Source organism: Flagellimonas crocea (assembly GCF_033441595.1).
Lineage (GTDB): Bacteria > Bacteroidota > Bacteroidia > Flavobacteriales > Flavobacteriaceae > Flagellimonas > Flagellimonas crocea.
Genome location: NZ_JAUZVX010000001.1, coordinates 501,656 through 525,323, shown reverse-complemented (window position 1 = coordinate 525,323; position 23,668 = coordinate 501,656). Strand labels below are relative to the sequence as shown.

21 protein-coding genes are annotated in these 23,668 nt (G+C 39.7%); 15 read left to right on the top strand and 6 right to left on the bottom strand.

Annotation, left to right across the window (positions count from 1 at the left end):
* Positions 1-2 precede the first annotated feature (2 nt).
* The 3 genes from SD449_RS02485 to SD449_RS02475 all read left to right on the top strand — a co-directional run bounded on the left by SD449_RS02485 (position 3) and on the right by SD449_RS02475 (position 2,464).
* Entirely contained in the window at positions 3-833 is an 831-nt protein-coding gene (locus SD449_RS02485; protein ID WP_318308510.1) for a DUF2490 domain-containing protein, read from the top strand.
* A gap of 33 nt (positions 834-866) precedes the next feature.
* The gene (locus tag SD449_RS02480; protein WP_318308508.1) at positions 867-1,712 is read left to right on the top strand and encodes an MORN repeat-containing protein; all 846 of its coding nucleotides are present in this window, start codon (positions 867-869) and stop codon (positions 1,710-1,712) included.
* A gap of 182 nt (positions 1,713-1,894) precedes the next feature.
* Positions 1,895-2,464: a hypothetical protein gene (locus SD449_RS02475; protein WP_318308506.1), complete on the top strand. Its 570-nt coding sequence runs from the start codon at positions 1,895-1,897 to the stop codon at positions 2,462-2,464.
* 157 nt (positions 2,465-2,621) lie between these two features.
* Here SD449_RS02475 and SD449_RS02470 read toward each other — a convergent pair whose 3' ends face one another.
* A complete protein-coding gene (locus tag SD449_RS02470; RefSeq protein ID WP_318308504.1) occupies positions 2,622-3,269 on the bottom strand; it encodes a hypothetical protein in 648 nt (215 codons plus the stop codon).
* Positions 3,270-3,313: 44 nt separating this feature from the next.
* Positions 3,314-5,932 (bottom strand): T9SS type A sorting domain-containing protein, encoded by a 2,619-nt coding sequence (locus SD449_RS02465; protein ID WP_318308503.1) that lies wholly within the window; start codon positions 5,930-5,932, stop codon positions 3,314-3,316.
* Between the two features lie 384 nt (positions 5,933-6,316).
* On the opposite strand from SD449_RS02465, the gene SD449_RS02460 reads away from it, so the two are divergent.
* The 8 genes from SD449_RS02460 to SD449_RS02425 all read left to right on the top strand — a co-directional run bounded on the left by SD449_RS02460 (position 6,317) and on the right by SD449_RS02425 (position 13,970).
* Positions 6,317-7,474, top strand: coding sequence for an endonuclease/exonuclease/phosphatase family protein (locus SD449_RS02460; RefSeq protein ID WP_318308501.1), 1,158 nt, complete (start codon positions 6,317-6,319; stop codon positions 7,472-7,474).
* A 112-nt stretch (positions 7,475-7,586) separates the two neighbouring features.
* Positions 7,587-8,015, top strand: coding sequence for an FKBP-type peptidyl-prolyl cis-trans isomerase (locus SD449_RS02455; protein WP_318308499.1), 429 nt, complete (start codon positions 7,587-7,589; stop codon positions 8,013-8,015).
* 280 nt (positions 8,016-8,295) lie between these two features.
* Positions 8,296-9,993 carry a gamma-glutamyltransferase gene (gene ggt / locus SD449_RS02450; RefSeq protein WP_318308497.1) on the top strand — a complete coding sequence of 566 codons (1,698 nt, stop codon included), beginning with the start codon at positions 8,296-8,298 and terminating at the stop codon, positions 9,991-9,993.
* A gap of 9 nt (positions 9,994-10,002) precedes the next feature.
* Positions 10,003-10,725 carry a class I SAM-dependent methyltransferase gene (locus tag SD449_RS02445; protein ID WP_318308496.1) on the top strand — a complete coding sequence of 241 codons (723 nt, stop codon included), beginning with the start codon at positions 10,003-10,005 and terminating at the stop codon, positions 10,723-10,725.
* Between the two features lie 115 nt (positions 10,726-10,840).
* Positions 10,841-11,392, top strand: coding sequence for a Crp/Fnr family transcriptional regulator (locus SD449_RS02440; RefSeq protein ID WP_318308494.1), 552 nt, complete (start codon positions 10,841-10,843; stop codon positions 11,390-11,392).
* Positions 11,393-11,456: 64 nt separating this feature from the next.
* Positions 11,457-12,557, top strand: coding sequence for an alkene reductase (locus tag SD449_RS02435; protein WP_318308492.1), 1,101 nt, complete (start codon positions 11,457-11,459; stop codon positions 12,555-12,557).
* A gap of 208 nt (positions 12,558-12,765) precedes the next feature.
* Entirely contained in the window at positions 12,766-13,188 is a 423-nt protein-coding gene (locus SD449_RS02430) for an OsmC family protein (RefSeq protein ID WP_318308490.1), read from the top strand.
* A gap of 110 nt (positions 13,189-13,298) precedes the next feature.
* Positions 13,299-13,970, top strand: coding sequence for a ferredoxin reductase domain-containing protein (locus SD449_RS02425; protein ID WP_318308488.1), 672 nt, complete (start codon positions 13,299-13,301; stop codon positions 13,968-13,970).
* Between the two features lie 189 nt (positions 13,971-14,159).
* Here the strand turns inward: SD449_RS02425 and SD449_RS02420 are convergent, their stop codons facing one another.
* Together SD449_RS02420 and SD449_RS02415 are read right to left on the bottom strand one after the other, a co-directional pair.
* Positions 14,160-15,020: a sigma-70 family RNA polymerase sigma factor gene (locus SD449_RS02420; protein ID WP_225604493.1), complete on the bottom strand. Its 861-nt coding sequence runs from the start codon at positions 15,018-15,020 to the stop codon at positions 14,160-14,162.
* A 486-nt stretch (positions 15,021-15,506) separates the two neighbouring features.
* Positions 15,507-17,732, bottom strand: coding sequence for a YfaP family protein (locus SD449_RS02415; protein WP_318308485.1), 2,226 nt, complete (start codon positions 17,730-17,732; stop codon positions 15,507-15,509).
* Between the two features lie 832 nt (positions 17,733-18,564).
* Here SD449_RS02415 and SD449_RS02410 point away from each other — a divergent pair.
* Complete coding sequence (locus SD449_RS02410; RefSeq protein ID WP_318308484.1) at positions 18,565-20,253, top strand: leucine-rich repeat domain-containing protein; 1,689 nt, start codon at positions 18,565-18,567, stop codon at positions 20,251-20,253.
* A 239-nt stretch (positions 20,254-20,492) separates the two neighbouring features.
* Here SD449_RS02410 and SD449_RS02405 read toward each other — a convergent pair whose 3' ends face one another.
* On the bottom strand, positions 20,493-20,714 hold the full coding sequence (locus SD449_RS02405) for a hypothetical protein (protein ID WP_318308483.1): 222 nt from the start codon (positions 20,712-20,714) through the stop codon (positions 20,493-20,495).
* A 140-nt stretch (positions 20,715-20,854) separates the two neighbouring features.
* On the opposite strand from SD449_RS02405, the gene SD449_RS02400 reads away from it, so the two are divergent.
* The 3 genes from SD449_RS02400 to SD449_RS02390 all read left to right on the top strand — a co-directional run bounded on the left by SD449_RS02400 (position 20,855) and on the right by SD449_RS02390 (position 22,601).
* On the top strand, positions 20,855-21,067 hold the full coding sequence (locus SD449_RS02400) for a helix-turn-helix domain-containing protein (protein ID WP_318308482.1): 213 nt from the start codon (positions 20,855-20,857) through the stop codon (positions 21,065-21,067).
* A gap of 8 nt (positions 21,068-21,075) precedes the next feature.
* Complete coding sequence (locus tag SD449_RS02395) at positions 21,076-21,993, top strand: hypothetical protein (protein WP_318308481.1); 918 nt, start codon at positions 21,076-21,078, stop codon at positions 21,991-21,993.
* An 89-nt stretch (positions 21,994-22,082) separates the two neighbouring features.
* Positions 22,083-22,601: a hypothetical protein gene (locus tag SD449_RS02390; protein ID WP_318308480.1), complete on the top strand. Its 519-nt coding sequence runs from the start codon at positions 22,083-22,085 to the stop codon at positions 22,599-22,601.
* Between the two features lie 234 nt (positions 22,602-22,835).
* On the opposite strand, the gene SD449_RS02385 is transcribed toward SD449_RS02390, so the two are convergent.
* Complete coding sequence (locus SD449_RS02385) at positions 22,836-23,603, bottom strand: universal stress protein (RefSeq protein ID WP_318308479.1); 768 nt, start codon at positions 23,601-23,603, stop codon at positions 22,836-22,838.
* Positions 23,604-23,668 lie beyond the last annotated feature (65 nt).

The window sequence follows — 23,668 nt, the reverse complement described above, 5'->3', positions numbered from 1 at the left end:
GCATGAGGAATAGTAGCAGTAGCTTTTTGGTGGTTGTTGGTTTGTTATTGATGTATTGTGGAACGGTCGTGGCCCAAGAATCGGAACCTGTGGTATTGCCTGAAACCTCGCAATACAAAGACCCAAAAACAAAAGTTTGGGTCAATACCTACGGAAATATCAGGATCGGAAAGCGGTTCTTTTGGGATGCCCAGACCCACTTCAGGTTCGAAGAGACAGAAAGCACTCCTTTTTTGGGACAAATAGCTCAAATTTACAACCGACACGCCATTGGATATATTTTTGATAAAAAGACCAACTTTAGATTGGGAGGTGTGGTACGGATTAATTTTAACACCGATGAAGAATCGGAGGATCGAAATGTGGTCCCCGAGTGGCGTATTTGGCACCAATATCAATTTGCCATGCCCTTTTATTCGGCCATGTTGTACCACAGGATTAGAATTGAACATCGTTGGACCCAAGGTTTTGCAGAGGACAGTGATTATATTTTCAGGAACCGCTGGCGATATATGTTCCGCGCCAAAATACCTTTGAACGATACGAAGTTAAAACCCAAAACGATTTATGTGTCGCCCGAGGCGGAACTGATCATGCAAAGCGGAAAGGAAGTGATAGGGAGTCCAATGGAAGATCTTCGATTGACTACCACCTTGGGATACATTGTGACCCCACGGTTGACCTTTGCAGCAGGGGTAATGTACTCGCAGGGACAGGAACGTTCCAACCCAGGATATTTTCAGCAAGGGTGGACCCTACGTTTTCACATGTACTATTCACCGGACTTCAGAAGGGTCAAAAATAAGTTGCCCGACGTCCATTTAACCGATTAGACCGTATCTAATAGTGAACCAAGCAATTAACGCATGCAGATAAAAAAATACGCTCCTTTTGTTCTTTTGGCCATTCTGGCCGTTGCCATCATCTTCTTTGTTTCCAAATCAGTTCAGTTGCAAAATGAACTCGCCACAATTCAGGAAGAAAACAAGGCCATATCCGAAAAAATACACACCTACGAAGAATTGACCAGAATCGATTCCCTGTTACTTCAAGGGGATTATGAGGCTGCCATTAATTCGTACAATGCATCCATGAATTCCAAAGAGGAAAATAACATGCTCATTCCACTTCGAATTGCCTTGGCGGAAAAGTTGAGACAGAACAATACAAGCGTCAATCCTGCCCCTGATAGCTTAAAAGCCGAGCAAGATACCTTGCCAAATTCCGAGTGGTCGGAAGAAGTGGCTGTTAGAAAATACGATTCCATCAATTTTTCTTTGGAGAAAGCCAGAGTGCAACTGGCCCGTTTAAAAAAACAATTACAACAAAAATCCTTTGGCGAATATCTCACCTTTAAAAGTAAAAAGGGGAATCAAATGCACTACATAGGCCAAGTGAAAGATGGTAAGGCACATGGTTTTGGAGTTGCGCTGTTGGATACGGGAAGCCGATACGAAGGCGAGTGGGCCAACAATGAACGTCATGGTGAAGGCACCTTTTATTGGCCCGATGGCGAATATTATGTTGGCAGCTATAAAAATGACAAACGAAACGGTTTTGGCACCTACTATTGGCCCAATGGTGAAAAGTACACGGGTGACTGGAAAAACGACAAGCGCAGTGGTACAGGTAAATTTTATGATGCTGACGGTGATGTGGTCGCTGGCGGTGAGTGGAACGATGATAAATTGGTAGAGGTCAATAAGAAGTAAAACCAAAATTCTTACATATCCATTCCTACATAAATTTTATCCATTTATACATATTACTTGTGAATTTATAATTAATTCATCATCCTAAGGTCGATTATTATGTAACCTTAAATTGAAACACGATTATGAAAAACCTCACGAGAACATGATTCTTTTCTTTATTGTTGGCAGCCACTTTAGGTATGTCTGTATTTAATTCCTGCTCGCTAGATGTGGCCATGGAGGAAGATACCAATGCGATAATGGAGTCGGAACCAAAAGTGGTGGAACTTGCCTTGCGTACAGGTGAACCTATTATTATCGACGATTTGATAGAAACCGATATTTCTACGGCAAGAGCAAGTGATGCCGCAGGCGAGGACAGAGGACGTTTTAATATCAGCCTAAAATTTTTGCTCCCACCTACGGAGAGACCACAAGAGGTGTTTGATTTGGCCGATGCACGTTGGGAGCGTATAATTATAAGGGACGTCCCTTCCATTACGGGAACCATACCTTCTGCATTCAACAATTTTCCACCTGCAGTTGATGGCACATTGGACGACATTGTGATAGAGGTCGCATTGGCACCCATTGACGGACCTGGTGGGATTTTGGGACAAGCAGGCCCCAATTTTGTTCGTACCAGTGATTTCTTACCTATTTCAGATGTTATGTTTTTTGATGTTGACGATTTGGAATTTCTAGAGTCTTTGGATTTGTTTGAAGATGTTATCGTACACGAAATGGGGCATGTTTTGCCCCATTTATGAAAAATATACGGGTGGGTGGAACAATAATAATTTGGTTGAAGTAAATCAAAAGTAGTGCAACTTTGATTAAATTTTAGACATTAATTCAGAACTCGAACAATCAATAATTAAATCCATTTTGCTAAATGAATCCTACGTTAAGAGCAATGGTTTTGTATTAGGTTTTTATTTCAACGTACGTAGTAGAGAGGGAAAAGTTACCGGTATCATCAATACTTTTAACACTTATGGAATAAGTTTCGCCAAGAACAACAGAAAAGGGTTCCAAAGTTGTTTCGATTAGTCCTGTTTGTTCGATTACATTGGCACCTTCACTCGTATTTACGGTAATATCATAGACTAGGGGGTCATTATCCTTATCGCTTCCCACCCAAGATATTTCAAGTTCTGAGGTTTCAATATTAAAAGTAGTGCTGATTTCAGCGGCATAGGGTGCATAATTTGCGATAGCTTCACCCGGTGTTGTAAACGACATGGTATCGCTCGTTGTTTGGCCCGCTGTGTTTTCGGCCGTTATGGTCCATGTATAGGATTTGCCCTTGTCAAGAGTAGCTTCTGTATCCGTTCGAGAGGCACGTATGCTGTTTACCACAACATCCCCATCGAATACTTCTAAAAGATAGCTCGTTGCATTCGCAGTACTTTCCCATGTAAAGAGAACAATGGCTTTGCTTTCGTCTTGAGGGACCTCGATATAATCAGAACAAGTTTCACCGTTTACCGGAAGTATTGCGTTTGGTTTACTTGGCGCTATAACTTCCACCTCTTCAGGTGAGGAAGAAGACGAGCACGCGCCTAATAGCATCGATAGCATAGTTATTGTAAAGACTTTACTTTTCAAATGCTTTTTCATTGTTTGATGATTTTGAATCTTTTGATATTATTTTGGCCGACCACGTGTACGATGTATAGTCCAGCCGATTGGCCCTCCAAATGAATGGTCCTGTAGTTTTCCAGTGAATTTATTTTTTTGCGGAGAACAAGTTGACCAATTGCATTGTAGACGTTGATATGTGTTATTTTGGATTCTCCTGCTATGGAGAGCATGCCTGAAGTAATTGTTGGAAATACCTGTATTTCAGTTTCCAAAATCAATTTGTCTTCAATGATTCCTTGACATTCCCTTTTGCTCAAAATTTGAACGGTGTTGAAGCTTTCTAAATTTTGAATCAAAATCTCGTTTTCACCTTCGCTTTCGAAATAATAGTTTCTCTGCAATCCATTAACATTGACCAAATATTCCTTGCTTCCTGAAACCACGTATTTTGCCGTTTTACTGTTTTTATCGACACTGTTTCTTTTTCCCGATATGTTGTCGATTTCATTAATGTTCAAACCGAACAATTGCTCATAACGTATTTCAGGTATTGAAATAACTACCTCATAGGTGCCCGGAGCAAGACCATCTAACGTAAAATCTACGTCAAGACTCACGCTTTGGAAACTTTGGCTAACTCCTTCTCCTTCCAGACTTATATCAAAAACATATCCGGATAGCGTTGTGCCTACCTCTATTTTGGCATTGTCAACATTTGGGCAAGATGGTGATTTCCCAACTACGCTAATTGCGTCCGCAGCTATTAGATCGCAGCCATCTTCATTCACAACATTACCTGGATAAGTGTTTGGGCAAAAATCATCCGCATTGGCAACGCCGTCATTGTCATCATCAGGAAAAGGAACCACTACTTCGGATACAGGTCTAGACCATACACTAAATCTATAAGTGCCAGCGAACAATTGTCCCTTATTGAGGAAAATACTGGTGGTGCCAATGTTTCCCATACCGTCTGCAAACGAATACCAAACATCTTGATCTATGGTTGTTGCCTTAAAACCTTTTCGTGTTGCTAAATACAGTATATCGCCCTCAACAGTAATATTCTCTACGATGCTAAAGTCAGTATTTTGGTAGGTGGTCCAAGTTTGCCCCATATCGGGGGATTTATGAAGCCCATAACTGTCCGAAACAAAAAGTTTACCATTGATAATATCAATATCTTCAATAAAAATAGAATTATTCTCCAAAGTGGTGATGAGATTCCAACTTTGTCCCATATCCGTAGATAGGTAAACATCGCCGTTTCCCGAATCGAGAAGCATTGTAGATTCTTCCATTGCTAGTTTTACATAAGACTCCCCTGAATCCAAACCTTCGGGAACAAAAACCTCCCATGTTTCCCCTAAATCGTAGGATAAATAGATACCATCTCCCCGCACGCCCGATACCAATATGCCATTAGAATAATCCAAAGCAGAGGTTGCAATGTTGATTCCTGAATCAATCTTTTTTTCCCAAGTATCACCATTGTCATTGGATAAGAACACCCCTCCACCGGTGGCAATAATTAGTTTATTGTCCACTTCTATCATTTCATGGATAGTGAAAGCGTTTGGTCTATCGATTCCTGAATTAATAGCAGTCCAGGAGACACCATTGTTAGCAGAACGGAACAGCCCATTACCTCCAGTACCTGCAAAAAGGTAGTAATCATTTGAAGCAAAAGTTGTAATGTTTTGTGTTCTAGTACCTGTATTGTTCCATGTCCAAGAGATACCATTATCCAACGATTCATAGTTACCAGAAGTAGAGCTGACTATTATTTTCCCATTTGATATTAGTAAAGACTTTAAAATGCTATAATTGTCAGGGGACAAAACCGAGACCTCACTCCAAGTGGCTCCATTATCGTTTGAATAAAAATATGAACGTGACCCACCAACAGCATATACAGTATTTTGTATGGAAATTAGGTCTGAAATACTTGCGTTCCCAGTGTTCATTGCTAACCACGTACTCAAATTATCATTAGAAACATATACTTCACCAATACCTCCAACATACAATATTCCGTTTTGAGTTGTTAAAGACCATGCGCCATGGGTAAGTCCAGGTATGTCTACTTGTGTCCAGATAGCGCTATTACCATCATTTTCGAAAACCCCGTCAAGTGTACCTACATATACTTTGGAATTAAAAACTACAAAATCGCTGACTTGATAACCTGTAACTCCAGTGCTCCAAACTGTCCAATTTTCTCCTGAATCAAGAGATCGATATATTACACCTGTATCCGTACCACCATAAATTGTAGCACCATTGGCAAAAACCTTGTAAAATGTAAGGTCCTCAATATATTTATTTGCGGGAACCCAAGAATTTCCTTCATCTGTTGATTTATAAATACCGTTTCCGACCAAAGCAACGTAAATAGTATTGCCATCAGTAGTCAAACTAGTTGCCCCGCCATCTTCCGGTAGCCCAGAAATACTTTTGGTCCATGATTCACCATTATTTGTAGAAGAATGAATTGTATACGAAGAAATCACCAGTAACGTATTGTTCACTTTGATAACATCACTAGTAGCCCCACCCTCTGGCCCAGATGTAGGAGTCCATTGAGAATAGGAAAACGTTGTAAAAACAGGAAACAGGCAGAAAAACAGCCACGCTTTGAGGTTGGTCATTTATGTAAGATATTACTTCAAAAAATGTGAAAATAAAGAAAATTATCCGATAGTCTTATTGAAAAGGGATAAAGAGATGGTAAAACCCGTTAACTTGATGATCTTCCAAACTGCTGGGTGAGAAAGTCGAAAAAAGAAAAAGTTCCAGCAAAAAACCAGGTAAGACACCTCGTTAATTTTATATTTAACCCAAACCCTTAAAAACCCCTCATAAAACCCACGGAATTCTTAAGGTTTTACACCAATGGAATCAACCATAAAATTCATATATTGAAATGTTTTTTCTTTCTAAGATTGAATATCAGAAAGAATACTCCCCGTTTCCCTCGATAGAGAAATCCGAAAAGGTTCCCCACATACAATAGAATCCTAAAAACTGAAATTATGTGGTACACCGATCTTAGACCGGATGCGGAACTAAATACCAATCGCTACTTTTTGGTTATGCTCGATAAAAACAACAATTATGCAAGGTTGTTGGACAATGAGGGCAAAGAAAGAACCATTAAAGGGCTACTGCAACTTAAAGAGGGCCTCTTGAACAATATTCCACCAAAGGGCGTGGACAAAAACCTATTGTTGGCCTCTTGGAACATCAAAAATTTTGGAAGGTTAAGGGATAGAACGGCCGAATCCCTGTTTTACATTGCAGAGATCATTAATGCATTCGACATTGTTGCGCTGCAAGAAATCAATGGGGACTTGGACCATTTTGACAAGATCATGAGCCTTTTGGGCAGTGACTGGAAATACACCATTAGCGATGTGACCGAAGGTAGGGCGGGCAACGAGGAACGGTTTGGTTTTATTTACGATTCTAGGCGAGTGACCCACTCCGGACTCTCGGGTGAACTGGTGATTCCCGATGAGTTCATCTCTGAAAATCCCATTATAAAACAACTGAAGCGAACCCCAACGTTCACTGGTTTCGAAAGTGGTTGGAAAAAATTCTCCATTGTGAGTTTGCACCTTCACCCCGGAGAAGGCGCCAATGGCGCTGGGAATCCGACCGACAAGGAAATCCGAAGTGAAGAAGTACGCCTGCTCATGCAGCTCTTGGAGCTCAAACTGAACCGCTCGTCCTTCGAGGACCGCAACCTTATTGTTTTGGGTGATACCAATTTGTATAAAGAAGATGAGGATATTGTACGATTGATAAACGATAAAGGGTTTATAGAAAGTGATGGTCTCAAGGGAAAATATACCAATACCAGCCTTAACCAAATCTATGATCGCATTTTTCTGCATGTGGATCAATATTTTAAAATAGGAAAAGACGAAAACGGACAGGAGCGGGGAGGGGTCTTTAAATTGTTTGATTATGTGTATCAAAATACACCTGAAGACATCTCAAAATACCACGAGTTGATGCGTGCACATAAGGACGATCCGTCCAACCTGACTTCTGATGAAGCATTTCAATCCTATTACAACAGATTCTGGAAACGTAACCAGATTAGCGACCACCTTCCCGTATGGCTGGAAATTGAAACGGACAGCACAAAAAGCTTTTTGAAAAATAAATTGGAGCTCTTGGAGTAAAATAGGTGCAAAATCCCCCTTTTTTCGAAAACCAATGCACCTCTCATTCGTTGAACCGTTTTATACCTATTATATTTGCAACGTTTTGATTTTAAAACTATAAACAAAAATTATGAGTACAGTAAAAGAGAATGACACTGTAAAGGTGCACTACACAGGTAAATTGACCAATGGACAGGTTTTTGACAGTTCGTTGGAGCGCGAACCTATGGAAGTAGCCTTGGGACAGGGTCAACTTATACCAGGTTTTGAAAAAGGATTGATCGATATGGCCGTTAATGAAAAGAAAACCATTACCATCGATAAAAAGGATGCTTATGGAGAGGTCAATGAATCCCTTTTTCAAAAAGTCTCGAAATCTCAATTGCCAGAAGACCTGGAGCCTCAAGTTGGCATGGGTCTAGTAGGCTCCAATGCTGCCGGACAGGAACAACAATTCCGTGTGGCCAAGGTGGAAGAAGAAGATATTATCATCGATGCCAACCACCCGTTGGCTGGCCAAGATTTGGTTTTTGACCTTGAAGTTGTGGAAATACTATAAGTACTCCATTTTTACAATATCTCTTTCAAATGAGAGCGGAAAAGCCACCCTTTGGGTGGTTTTTTAGTTTGAATTATTGAATAAATGGAAATAATGGTACCAAACCACCCATGAATATTCGAAAACCTTATTCCTTGTGTTGGATATCAACTTTTTTTCGAATGGCTAGGTAGGTTGATTCTACTATCGTTATATTTAAAGGAACAAACCAACTCTGTAACTAACCCCATCATTTGAATCCAATCGACTCAAATGATGACTACTTTCTAAAAAATTGAAAATGAAAATTTTATCAACCTTTATTGCCCTGTTCACCTTTGGGACCATGATGCATGCCCAAGATCGATTGACAGGTGAACCCTTTACTACACGTTCCGAAATTTTGGCACAGAACGGTATGGCGGCAACAAGCCAACCGTTGGCCACCCAAGCTGCTTTGGATATCTTAAAAAAAGGAGGTAGCGCAATGGATGCCGCCATAGCGGCCAATGCCGTGCTAGGACTTGTGGAACCCGCAAGTTGTGGAATTGGTGGTGATATCTTCGCCATAGTGTGGTCCGCCGAAGAACAGAAATTATATGGGTTAAACGGCAGCGGCAGGGCGCCCAAGTCCTTGACCATCGATTATTTTATGGAAAAAGGATTAAAATATGTTCCCCTGTATGGCCCATTGCCCGTATCAGTACCAGGTTGTGTGGACGGTTGGTTCAAATTGCATGAGAAATTTGGAAAGTTGCCCATGGAAGATATTTTGCAGCCCGCTATAGATTATGGGAACAATGGATTTCCAGTATCTGAGGTCATTGCGTTTGAAATGGCTTCGAGTTATGATGGGCATAAAGACCAACCTGGTTTTGCCGAAACCTACATGCCATCTGGAAGACCACCGATAAAGGGAGAGGTTTTTGTAAATCAGGATTTGGCCAACACCTACGCACTGATTGCCAAAGGTGGCCGAGATGCCTTTTACAAAGGTTCCATTGCAAAGACCATCGATAGCTACATGAAAAAACACAATGGGTTTTTAAGATATGAAGACTTGGCCAATCACACCTCAAATTGGGTAACGCCTGTTTCGGTGAACTATCGCGGATACGATGTTTGGGAACTTCCTCCCAACGGACAGGGCACCGCTGCGTTGCAGATGCTGAACATTCTTGAAGGGTTTGATATTGGAAGAATGGGTTTTGGCAGTGCCGAATATTTGCACGTGCTTACAGAAGCAAAAAAGTTGGCTTATGAGGACAGGGCCAAATTCTATGCCGACCCAGATTTCGTCAATATTCCTTTGGAAACGCTGTTGTCAGATGAATATGCGTCCCAACGAAGAAACCTAATCGATCTCGATAAAGCTGCCGATAGCTATCCCGCAGGTGACATGGAAATAGAAACAGGAAACACAACCTATTTGACCGTTGCCGACAAGGATGGCAACATGGTATCTTTGATACAGAGTATTTATTCCGAGTTTGCATCGGGCATGGTGCCCGATGGATTGGGCTTTGTGCTTCAAAATCGCGGTCAAATGTTCAATGTGCAAGATAGGAGCCATGCGAATGCGTTGGAACCAGGGAAACGCCCATTTCACACCATTATTCCAGCATTTATAACCAAAGATGGTCAACCTTGGGTGAGTTTTGGCCTCATGGGCGGCGCAGTTCAGCCCCAGGGACATGCACAGATCGTGGTGAACATCGTTGACTTTGGAATGAATTTACAGGAAGCTGGCGACGCACCAAGGATGCGCCATCGGGGCAGCTCGCAGCCCACAGGGTCTACCATGACGAATGGGGGCACGCTGTATCTCGAAAGCGGTTTTGCACCCGAAACCCTAAGGGAATTGAGTAAAAAAGGCCATCGTTTGGGCTTTGGCGTAGGGATGTTCGGAGGCTATCAAGCCATTGGAGTTGATGTTGAAAACAAGGTGTATACAGGGGCATCGGAATCCAGAAAGGATGGTCAAGCTGCTGGATACTAAATTCTAACTATGTCACTAAGATTTATAATAAAAAGAATCCCAGTTTTATTCGGCCTGTTTTTTATTTGCGGTTGTAATGGCCAAACCAAGGACAACACCGACTATGTGTATAAAAAAGGTGACCCCAACGGTATTGGAAAATGGTATATGGGTCGAGAAATAGCCTATGTAATGGGGTTTCAGGGAATCAATTGGTTGGAACGGCCCGAACGTGAGGAAGAGGAAAATACCTCTATCCTTTTAAAAAACATGAACATAAAACCAACCGATGTCATTGCCGATATTGGTGCTGGTTCTGGCTACCATGTCTTTAAAATGGCGCCGATGGCCGACGAGGGAACCATTTATGCGGGTGATATCCAAGATGAAATGCTCCAAGCGCTACAGGCAAAAAAAGAAGCGGAGCAGATTCAAAATATCACAATAATAAAGGGTAGCGAAAAAAGTGTAAACCTTCCAGCAAATAGTGTGGACAAAGTGCTGATGGTTGACGTATACCATGAATTCAATTATCCGAAGGAAATGATTGCCTCCATAAAAAAGGCATTAAAACCCGATGGCAAATTATTTTTGATAGAATACCGTGGCGAAGACCCGACAGTGCCCATAAAGGAATTACATAAAATGACCGAAGCACAGGCTGTTAAAGAAATGAATGCCGCTGGCCTGGTCTTGGAACGAAATGATGACAACCTCCCTTGGCAGCATTGTATGGTATTTAGCAAGAAGTAATGCAACTGAACATTTGGTCTTTTCACTCAATCTCAACCAAAAATTTAAACCGCGAAATCATTCTTTTTAAGCACTTATGACCCATGAGCCTTTAATTGAACATGTCAAGAGCCAAGTGAGCACAAGACCAGAGGATATCTATTTGCTCTCTTCAAAACTTCGGGAAGTGGCGGTGGCCAAAGGCAAACTTTTATTGCAACCTGATACCCATGTGAGACATGAGTATTTTGTGGTAAAGGGATGCTTAAGCGCTTATTATTTGGACAAGAAAGGAAACAAGAACATCGTTCAGTTTGCCATAGAGAATTGGTGGCTGGGTGATTTTGATGCGTTTTACAATCAGGTGCCCTCCAAATTATATATTGAAGCCCTGGAAGATTCCACTCTATTGGCCATCAATTATGATGATTTGCAAACCTTGTTTCAGCAAGCTCCCATATTCGAACGTTATTTTAGGAAATTGGTCACCAGTGCGTTCATTGCGCTTCGCAAACGTATCCTATCATCTTTGGGAAAAACCGTTAAGGAAAGGTATCTGGAATTCTGCGAAAGCTATCCGAATATCGAGGACCGTGTACCCAATTATCAAATAGCCAATTATTTGGGAGCTTCCCCAGAAAGCCTCAGCCGTGCCCGCAGAAAAATGGGCGCGTTAAAAAAAACCTAATTGACATAGGTCAATCATTTTAGACTTTCCGCATTGTATATTACTGATAAACAAGATCGGATATATGCAAAACTTACTCACACCATACAACAAGAACATTACATTGAGAAATCGTGTCGTAATGGCACCCATGACCCGTAGTAGGGCCGACAATGACCAAAAAAAACCGACTGACGAACTCCAAGGACTCTATTATGAGCAACGTGCTTCGGCAGGTTTGATCATTACCGAAGGCTCCCAAGTATCGGAACGGGCGGTAGGCTATATAAATACGCCAGGAATACATACCCAAGCTCAAGTAGAGGGCTGGAAAAAGGTGACCAAGCGCGTCCATGACAAAGGAGGGAAAATCTTTATACAGTTGTGGCACGTGGGTAGAATGTCCCACCCGATTTTTCATGATGGGGAATTGCCTCTGGCACCATCGGCGATAAATCCCAACGAGCAATCCTACACGCCAGATGGCTTTAAAGATACCGTGACTCCGAAGGAAATGACCAAGGAGGATATTAAAACTACGGTGGAAGATTTCAAAAATGCCGCCAAAAATGCAGTGGAAGCCGGGTTTGATGGGGTGGAAATACATTCCTCAAACGGATATCTCTTCCATCAATTTTTTAATGGCACCTCCAATAAAAGGACCGATGAATATGGTGGCAGCCATGAAAACAAAGCCCGCTTCTTTTTTGAAGTATTGGATGCCGTGAAAGAGGTAATTCCAGAGGAAAAAATCGGAGCCCGCTTCAATCCTTCGTTAAATGGGGTTTTTGGAATGACGATGGACGAAGACACCATTCCCACCTTTGAATACATCATCAAAAAATTGAACGATTACAATTTGGCCTACATCCATTTATCGGAACCCTTTACGGACGTTTCCGATATACCCTACGCGGTAACGGAAATTGCCAAACATTTTAGACCGTTGTACAATGGTACGCTAATGATCAATGGCGGATTTGACCAAGAATCGGGCAATGCCGTCATAGCTTCGGGAAATGCAGATTTGGTGGCCTTCGGGAAACCATATGTCTCCAATCCAGATTTGGTGGAGCGCTTTGAGAACGATGTAGAGCTGGCCGAGTGGGACAAGGATACCTTTTATACCCCAGGCAAGGAAGGCTATACCGATTACCCCAAGGCAAGCGTCAAACAGGAAGCATAAAAAATTGAATACAAATCTGTTGTCATTTTGATTGAAGTTTGTCAGTTCGAGTGGTTTTTCGAAAGAAAAATTGTAGCGAGAACCAGAATTTCAAGCCCAAAATCGATTCTCGATAAAAAATTCCTTTGGAATTTCACTCGAATTGACGGTTTTGGAAAATGAATCTGTCAAAATGCACAACGAATAAATAATTTTAAAAACATAACACATGAAATTTACAAGAAAAGCACAGGCCCAGTGGAAAGGATCGGGCAAAGAAGGAAAAGGAACATTGAGCACGGCTAGTGGCGTATTGGACAAAACGTCCTATTCGTTCCACACACGCTTCGAAGATGGAGAAAAAGGCACCAACCCTGAAGAATTGGTAGGAGCGGCACACGCGGGCTGTTTTGCCATGCAGTTAAGTGTTTTGTTGGGAGAGGACGGATTTACTCCCGATAGTTTGGATGTTGCCGCCAAGGTAACGTTTGAAGACGGCGAGGTCACCACGGTCAACTTGGATCTAGAGGGCGACATTCCAGAGATAGATGCCGAGCAATTTCAGCAAATTGCACATAAGGCCAAGGAGGTATGTCCCATTTCAAAATTGCTAAAAGCCGATGTTCAACTCAAGGTGACGCTAAAAAAATAGCCTGAAGTATTGATGGAACAGAACGGGTGCTGGCTTTTAGGAGTTGGCACCTCTTTTTGGGCAGCGGCCCATAAAAGACACAATGCAATTGTAACAACTAAAAACAAAACATGCCACATAAAGTAAAAATTCAAGAAATAAGGTTTATTACCCATAACGTACTGAGAATTCAGACGCAACGACCTGCTGATTATAATTTTGAGCCAGGTCAGGCCACCGAAGTTGCCCTGGACAAGGAAGGTTGGCGCGAAGAAAAGCGACCGTTCACCTTTACAGGACTCCCCGATGATGGCTTTTTACAGTTTACCATAAAGGTCTATCCCGATCATAACGGCGTAACCGATATGTTGCAAACACTGGAACAAGGCGACCATTTATTGTTGGACGATGCTTGGGGCGCCATCTCCTACCAAGGCCCAGGTGTATTTCTGGCTGGTGGGGCAGGGGTAACCCCTTTTATTGCCATCTTTAGGTATTTGGCCCAAAAGAACCAATTGGACGGAAACCGTTTGTTGTTCGCCAATAAGCGCGAGCGCGATATTATTATGCAAGCGGAATTTGAAAAATGGTTGGGCAAGGATTTTATCAACATTCTTTCCGATGAGCAGAGCAGCAAGTTCCCGCATGGCCATATAGACACCGACTTTTTAAAAGAGCACATCACAGACAAGGACGCCAAGTTCTACCTCTGTGGACCGCCACCGATGATGAAGTCCGTACAAAAGGATTTGGAAAACCTAGGTATCTCCAAAGACCAAATGGTGGCCGAGGAATTGTCGTGAACGGAATCCTCTTTTCCTTTTTATGAATAACTAAAAGAGGGTATCTAAAAAGTAAGACAATGTCATATTGAGCTTGTCGAAATATTTTCAACTTACCGATAATCAATATCGGTTTCGACAGGCTCAACCTGACAAATCAAGTTATAAATACTTTTTAGATACCCTCTTTTTTGTACTTGGAGCTTCTTCTTACAAATAAGCTTGTAAAACTTGGTTGTGCGAACGTTTTCTCAGCATTCGGATGGCTTTTTCCCTGATCTGCCTTACGCGTTCCCTGGTAATGTCAAATAGTTCACCTATTTCGCCCAGACTTTTTGGGGTCCGTTCTCCAAGACCGTAGTAGAGACGTATAATTTCGCTCTCACGATCGGGAAGGGTTTTTAACGCTTGATTGATATCGGAACTTAGGGAATCCTTGATCATTTTATCATCGGGACTCGAGGAGTCTTTTGATGCTACGACATTATATAGGTTGGAGGATTCACCTTCTTGAAATGGCGCATCCATGGACAAGTGTTTTCCTGAATTTTTCATGGCCAATTTTACCTTTGCGGAACTCATATCAAGTTCGTTGGCTATTTCGGCCGCGCTCGGAGGTCTTTGGTGTGTTTGTTCCAATGCGGAATAGACTTTCTTTATTTTACTGATTTCCCCAATTTTATTAAGGGGCAACCGCACCATACGGGAGTTTTGTGAAATGGCCTGTAGTATGGACTGTCTAATCCACCAAACCGCATAGGATATAAACTTAAATCCTCTGGTTTCGTCAAAACGTTTGGCAGCTTTCACCAAGCCTATGTTCCCTTCATTGATAAGGTCGGAAAGGCGTAGGCCACTACCTTGGTATTGTTTTGCGGTGGACACCACAAAACGAAGGTTGGCATTTACTAATTTGTTGAGAGCAACTTGATCACCTTCTCGAATTCTTCTGGCCAGTTCTACTTCTTCTTCTGCTGTTATCAAATCAATTTTGGAAATTTCCTGAAAATACTTTTCCAATGACTTGGTATCCCTGTTGGTAATCTGTTTCGTAATCTTTAGTTGCCTCATATATATTTTTTAGTATAACAATTTCTAACTTATAAGATAACCGTTTTTTGCAGAAATCCTAGTAAAAATGAGATTTCTTTGAAAAAAGAATAGCAAACAGTACGTATTCACCCTGTTTTTTGTTAAAAATTTTGTGATTTGGCCCTAATATGTAGAAAGCTCATACAGTGGAACATGATTAAGGTTGTTCTGTAATGCTCTCGTAAAATGGGAAATAAGCTTTGACAGTTTGCAATAGGAAACTCGAGGTAGGAGGGGAGTGATAAAAATGCGTAGCGTTCACGAACACCCGTAAAATAATTAATGTGTGAGTAAATGAAAAGATGTAGCGTAGCCAACCGCTAGTGAATGTTTCATGACCCTGTTCATAATTCCCTTAAAGGCCTTATTCCAAAAATGGCACAAAATTTTCGGGTTTTAAGATTCCTATGGAGCATTTGACCCAAATAGACCATGAAGGACGAAATGAAGATTATTTAATGATTTCTATATTTTAAAACGAACCAAGCTTTTTCTTGGGCTTTGCGCATCCACATAAATCCATATCAACTCCCTTTTTTGTGAAGGAAGTCCAAAATCCGTGTATTTTGAACATAATAAAACCAAAGGTTCCACTGTATTGCCATTCATATTTCCCAAATAATTGACATTGACCTGCCATTCTCCCTTTAAATCGTCATATACCTCGAACTCCTCCATGGCGTATCCTAGGCTCACCTCTCGCTGTAGCCTTTTGGCATCGGATTCACTTGTGTGCTCCCAATCGAAGTATCTATTCTGAGGATTGACGAACTGCACATGAAACTCGGCTTTCGGGTCGCTCCATTCCAGCTTTAAACGAACATTCATTTGTTCATTTTTAAAATATCTTTCTTCAATTTCCGAAGTACGTAAGTCAGCCCTATTGTGCAAAATCAGATTCTTGATTTCCCTATCGACGGACTTCTGTATATCGGAAACTTCCAATGAACCATAATTACCGCCTTTTGACAAGACCGACCATGAGTCCAACGCTTTTTGCCAATCACCTTGTTCCAGAGCCAACTGCGCTTCGGTAAAAAAAGGCTGTATTGCCAAAGGTTTTAGTTGATTTAACCTGCGATTGGCCATTTCCGAAACTTTCAAATTTCCAACAGCCCTTGCCGAAAGTTCCATGATCTTGATTACATTCTCATCATCCGGATGTGTCTCCCACATGTTCGATAGTATTCTTAAGGCCAACTTATGATCCTTGTCCCTAAAATATTGGAAACAATCCATAAGAAATGATGAATCGCCCATGTTAAAACTTCGCAATTCCAAATATTTACCATACGCTTGTTGGACATCGGGCGTAGCCTTTAGAGCCTTAAAAACAGCAGATTGATTTGGTGCAATTTCCGAAGTGGGATCATAGACGTTGTTTTGGACCAAAGCCGAATTTGCAGGTTTTCTCTTGCCTTTGGCATATTGGCCGTTTTTCGTGGTAATCAGCAAAACCCCTCCATTCCCCAAGGCCCCATATCTATTTGTAGCCGCAAACCCCTTTAAGACCGTAATATCCGCTATATTGTCCGGATTTAAAAAAGATAGATCGGCTTTTGACCTTTGTAATTCGATAAGAGGCGGGGCAGCGAAACCGGTAAGGCCACCGGCACTTGCCGATGTTTGCATGGGTATACCATCCAAGACCACAAGACCGTAGTTGTTTCCCAAAAGCGTATTATTATCCCGGCCTTTAAATTGTGATAAATCCTGATCGCTTTTTAAGGAAACACCTGAAAATTTACCTTGAATCACGGATGACACTTCGGTATGGGCGGGAATAATGTCATTATCATCTATGGACTGTACGGCATAACCGACACCTTCCTTGTTTTGTAACCCTATACTGGTATTGACCATTTCGATGTTTTGGGCTTCAATTCTCTTTTCAGAAACTATGACTTCTTCCAATTGCATGACATTGGACTCTAAAAATACATCCACATCTTTATCAAAATAACCTATTGGCAAGAGTTTTAAGGTTCGGTCTTCCTTGCTAGAAACCAAAATAGAGTCTCCGGGTACAGCTGAAATGGCAAACTTTCCTGCATCATCGGTACTTACGGGATTATGGCTTCCCTTTATTCGGACCTCTATGCCGCGGGCAGGTTCATTGTCCAAATAAACCGTTCCCGTAATTGTGCGCCCCTTTTTTAAGGTCGCACTATCGGTGACGATGTTATCCGGAAAAATAGCAGCCAAATCCATAAGTCTGCCTTTTCCCAATAGGGCCATTCTTTTTAAATATGCTTCGTCCCTATTGGCCACGCTATTGATAATAATATTTCCTTTTTTAATGGGCAAGAGTTCGTTTGTACCTAGGTGTTTTCCATCCGTAAAGTAATAGACCGTTTCATGCTTAATTTTCCCTTCCAGATTTCCGTAATAGGTCGCTCCATCCGCTTTCGTATTGACTAAAACTTCCCTAAGGGCATTCCAATCCCCATTTTCTATGGTAAACTCATGCTCTTCCACCGTTATGTCAAACAATAGCAATTGAACTTTTTGATCGGGCGACCTTTCGAATATTTTATCCAGCAGATCCAACTCTTGTTCCAGATCACGTTCAAACATAGAATAGGACGTATCCCAACAAATAGTAGAGGAAGTCCACGCATTGCCCTCTTGGGCATAGGCCATGGAGCACAAAACCAAATAGCAAACAACAATTCTTATAATACGAAACATATCTATCATTAAAAAAGTAAATCAAAGGTCGAGTAATACAATAAAATAGTACAATATTGTTATTTATTAAAACAAATTTCTCCAATAGTGAACAACCATATTACAAATGGATGGCCCTTACTTGGAACATGATACAAAAATTATCCAGGTTGGAATGAGCCATGAATTTTACAAATCTATAGAATAGTATGAGGTTAGCAAGTGCTTAGAAATTTATGCTCCGCTAAATTTTAAGCTTTTGCGACAAGCTGACGAAATTTTCCTGAAATTTTTCTTCTCCAAATTCGCAATTAAACCTAAGGTTTCAATACATACGAAAAACTGAGCTTTTAATGGCGCTGGCCAAGTGGCTGAGAATTGCGTATAAAAATAAATGCTAGGGCATTTACTTTTTATGAAAGCAATGTGCTGTTGGCCGAGCGGCCATTTTACATAGCGACAAATTATAGCTATCTAATGGCGAAACCCTTAAAATACAACATGACGACATTTGTACCATAATGTTCTCGCGTTATGTAACTTGAGCTTTGTTAAAAGTGAAAGTTTGGAGTGCGCTTTCTGAAAAATTTCTTCTAAAAATATTCTTCAAAAAAGATAATGGAAAACTTTTTATGCGACCCGTCGTAGGAGGGGAGCGTAATGTGTGTGGAATGACAAAAAGCTCTGAACTACTATACCAACTTAAATTGGCAGCGTCAATATTTGCAAATTAAAACCAAGGCATTTGAACTAGAAATTTCGATAAACACCGATTATTAAAATTTTATTTAAGAAAAATAGTGTTAATTTAAGGCGAGAATTAACCAAACAAACTATCCAAAACTATCTCTTAATGAGAATTAGAATATTTTTCCTTTTGGCTTCAGTATTTTTACTGATTTCTTGTTCATCCGAATCTACATCCGAAGATTTAATACCCTCAGAAATTGATGGTTTCCATACATTTCAAATTGATTTTACCGAACTAAAGGTACAGAGTACATCACAAAAAGGTACGGAAAACCTTGAACCTATTTTTGCCTTGATTAGCATAAAAAGTAGTAATGGGAGCTCAATTCTTAAGAGGGAAAGGGTTAATTTGATCCATGTGAACGGAAGTTATAGTACTTCTGAAATAACTTTGAAAGTAGGTAATTATAGGTTAACAGAGTTTATTGTGGTCGATGAGAATGATGTGGTTCTTTCAATGGTGCCATATGAAAGTTCGGCAATGTCACAGTTCGTTGCCAATACTTTGCCCATAGCATTTGATGTTTCAGAAAATGAAGTAAATAATACACTTACAGAAAACCTATTTACCGCAGGTTTTACATCCACTGATTTTGGGTATACTGGCTTAAGCTTGGAGTTTCCTGAGATTTCTGATTTTTTTGAATTACATATAGATGAATCCGAACTACAAACAACCAAGACATTGACTATTAAGTCGCTTACGGGTTCGAATTTTTTGGTGGATTGGGGAGATGGGGTTGTTGATGATTATACTACCTCCACAACCGATACAGAAGAACCGATCGAGCTTGTTCATATTTATGAGACCGCTGGAAATTATACTATAACTATTAATGGCCCCATTGAGGTTATAGAATACTTTACATTTATTGGAGGTGAAATTCCAAATGAGATATATCAATATCAAAATAATTTGGTTTCGGTTGACTTAACTAAATTAAAATTGCTAAAGTATGTGGGGATTAATGAAGGAAGATTATCCACCATCGATATTTCTGGTAACCCAGTGTTGGAAAATTTAATAGTGTATCGAAATAACCTGACCAGTATTGATTTATCAGGCAACCCGAATTTAAAGGAGATATATATAATTGAAAATTCCTTGACAAGTTTGGATATCACCCAAAATCCAAATTTAGAACAGATCTACGTGTCAGAAAATCAGTTGACAACATTGGATTTGGCTAGCAATAAAGATTTGGTGCTAATATCTGCCAATAAAAATCAATTAAGTAGTGTTGATATATCTAATAATACTAAACTAACCCATGTATATTTAGGCAGTAACTTACTGACAAATTTAGATACATCGAATAATGCTGAATTGATTTCCTTGTCTGTTGGATTTAATCAGGTAACTTCTATTGATGTTTCGAACAATCCATTGCTAAAATTCTTGCAAATTAATGAGAACCAAATAAGCAGCTTGGATATTTCGAACAATCTAAATCTTGAAAGGTTGGATGCAAATGACAATTTGTTCACCGAGTTAAATATTTCAAGTAATGAGGCCTTAAAATCTTTAGTGATTGGCAATAACAACTTTCAAACCATTGATATATCCAACAATCCCTTTTTGACTTCATTGCAGCTCGCAAACAATCAATTCGATAATGAAATTCTAGATGAAATTATTTCCATCTTGTATGATAACGTTGTGTTATATTCACTAACAGATGGTACAATGTATTATTCGGATAACCCAGGAACAGAAAGTATTGATAGTGGTAGCATTACAAAATTGGGTGAAATGGTTGATACCTACCAATGGAAAATTTACGGGAATTAAATTGTACCATAATGTTCTCGCGTTATGTTTCTTTGCTTAGGTATAAGCAAAGCTTACCTCCACCGCACCAACTCGCCTAAATTTTTAAAGAATCTCATTCTTTAAAAATTGTAGCGTCTGAAAAGTTGAGCTAAAAACTTCCTTTTAAAAAATGTAATGAATACTATTTTGCCGTACCCGCACTTGTCTTGAGCGGAGTCCAAGGGGAGTTGGGGGGGTAAAAGTGTATGGAATGGATTTTAGGCACAATTATTTTGTTCAACATGAATTTTTAGGATAGCTTCTTTTAGTTCCATAAGCACATGACAAACATTTTGGCGCTCCGTTTCTGAAAAAGTATCTGTAGGAAGGTAATGGAACATATAAATGGCCTTATCCAACCATTGGGTAAAGGAAAGTAAATCTCCTTCGTGACAATCTTCAAAGTAGGAGAGGAGGGGGAGTAGGTTAAAATTTGACATGTATTATAAGATTATAAGAATAAAGTTTCCGATTATCGGAATAAATATACTTAAAAACGGATAGAATTCATCAATTTGGTTCTGATTTTAAGATAAAGCGTTCATAAAATCTAACTTTATTGAACGAAAATCAGATAAAAATGACTGAGTTAGGATTGTTTCTCGCAAAGAAATCTGTAAACCGTTCAGACGTGGCTAGAAAAACTGGTATCAGCAAAACTCGTTTAAGCGAACTTTCAAATAATAAAAAAACAAAGCTTCGCGCTGATGAGTTGTATTTGATAGCATTAGCAATTGATGTTAATCCATGTGAAGTTTTAAATGAAGTATGTAAAGGGTTAAAAGTTAAATGAATTCATTTATGAGATACGACATTGTAAGTATTATCATTGCAGCAGTGATTGCAATCTTATTATTGGTTTTTAATGCCAGTTTAAGTAAAGACGACAAATACTTTATGTCAGCCATAATTGTTATTTTGATTCTTACAGGATTATATTTTTCAATTAAGGACACAAACATAAAAAACAAGGATTCAGAAACACAGAGTGTAAAACTAGATACCACAATTACGAACACCAGAATATTAAAAGAGAAATCAGATTCTATAATTACCGAATTAAATCAGAATCTTGACAGAGTGGTAAAAATAAATGATGACTTGAAGGGTTTTAATGGTCAACTTCAATCAATTGAAAAAGAAGTTGAAGAACAAATAGGAATGTTACGAAGTACATTGAATCAGACTAAAATTTTTGAAGAAAAAGTATCAGAGCAATTAGCACTAGAGAAAAAAAGGTTTGAACTTGAAAGACCTGAAGTAGAAGTTGTCGCTAAACTAGAAAAGAGAAATGATTTGGATGGCAGTCATTACAGAGTTTCATTCCTGTTTAGGAATTTAGGAAAAAGAATGGCAAAGAATTTTGGTAGTAAGGCAATCGTTGCAATGTTACCAGATAAAAAAAACATAAGCCAACATATCAAAATGCAAAACTATCAGGATAATTTAGATATTATCCCAATGCAAACTGGTGGTGTAGAAATTCGGGTTAGAAGTATGGAAAGTATAAATCTAACTGGAATCGAAGACAAATTAGGATTATTGATTTTGCTGAAATATCATTATTCTGATGAATTTTCAGGTGAAAGAATTGAGAAAAAATATTATTATAATTGGGATAGTCTTTCTAAATATGGAACGTCTTTATTTTCTGATGATAATACAGAAAACATAGAAAAGATAAATAATTATATAGAGAAAAACGGTTTGGATATTTAAGTTTTATTATAATATGTGGAAATAAATTTAGCAGGTTAATGACATCTCTCTTACGTTTGAGTATATCGGTGGTTTTATGTTTTTTAATCATGACACAAGTAGCTTGTAAACCATCGAAGTCGGAATCATTACAACAATTGGCACTTTGTTTGGAGGCTCAGGATCAGGCAGCCAAAATATACAATAAAAGAAATACTTACTTAGATGTTTTTGTTAAGGAGGCAAGGGTTGATAAATATGGCAATAGCCTTGATAATGTTCATAAAATCAAAGAAGAAAGTAAATCTATTGCCGATTTCCAGAAGTTTTGGTTGGACAAACTAAATTCTACAAAAAATAGATTTAAAGATAAAGAACTGATTAACCGAACAATCGATTTTCTTATCGCTGGTCAAAATTTAGAAGAAGAGCTAAATCATTTCATGGTTTTATGGCAGGATTCCATTATAGATAATGAGGAAGAATCAGCAATTAAAATAAATGAGGTTGCCAGAGAATTGAAAGCTAGGGAAAGTATTTTAAACACCACAAAATCTGAATTTTTTGAACGTTATAATGTTAGTCAAAAGGAAGTTGATTCAATTCTTGAGGTAATTAGAGCTGACTAGTTTTTATGTATTGAAAGCATGGAAGGAAGAAAATGCGGGCCAGTGTTGGAGTAAATGAACTAACGACAAATTGCTTTGACATAAAATCGTTGTCGTTATGACGCACAAGCATCAGAACTGATTTTATATCAAATAGCATAGCTATACGCAATTTGCCGTACTTAATAATTTGTTCTATAATTTACATTATGTAAAATAGAATATTTCAAAACCCAATGCCATCCCCCCAATTTCTTATTTGGGCAGAATCAATAAAGGCACCTTTGTTTTTCGAATTACGGTTTTGATCGGGTTGGATCGGAGCATTATCCGTTTGCCCGCTGTTTTGGGAACGCACAACAATTGTGTACGGGTATGCGACACATAATTCACCAGACCGTTCATGGCATTGGTTCCTTCGGGAAATTGGTACGAAACCGTTTTGTGCCAAGGATATATCCGTTTTTGCGATGGATCCTGCGAAATATCAAAATGTCGCACAGGTTTGTCGCTGTTACGGGTCAAATCCATGATCACTTCCAAATCCGATTCTTTGAGTTCGTTTCCAAAAAATCCAAGGTTAATGTTCTTGAACGTGTGAAATTTGTCATCCTCGCCCAATAACAGCACGTTGGTGCTCTGCGTTTGGTTGATCACAAAATCCGTAATGCTTTCCCCAAAAATGCCCAATTTGGGCCTGCGCTTTCCCAAAACCAAAATATCGGGTTTTTGCAGGGCCAAATAGTCCCGTACGCGATGCTTTACGCGGCCATACTCCACTTTGTAACTGATGGGCAACTGTTCCTCCGCTCCCATTTTGTTGATCAATGCCTCGATTTCGGTCTGTGTAGCTACGTAATTGGGATTGGCTTGCCGACTTGCCCTCGAAGGTTGTACATGAAACACTTCTACGGCTCCATCCATCTGTTTGGCCAGTTCCAAGGCACTGGTCAATACAAAGGCGGAATTTTTGGACATATCCAGCAATACCGCAATGCGGTATTTTTTCTGTGTAGGTTCCATAGGCGTTTATTTATTGTGGTCACTTCTAAAGTTAGCATCAAACTGCCTATGGGTCAGTGATTTAA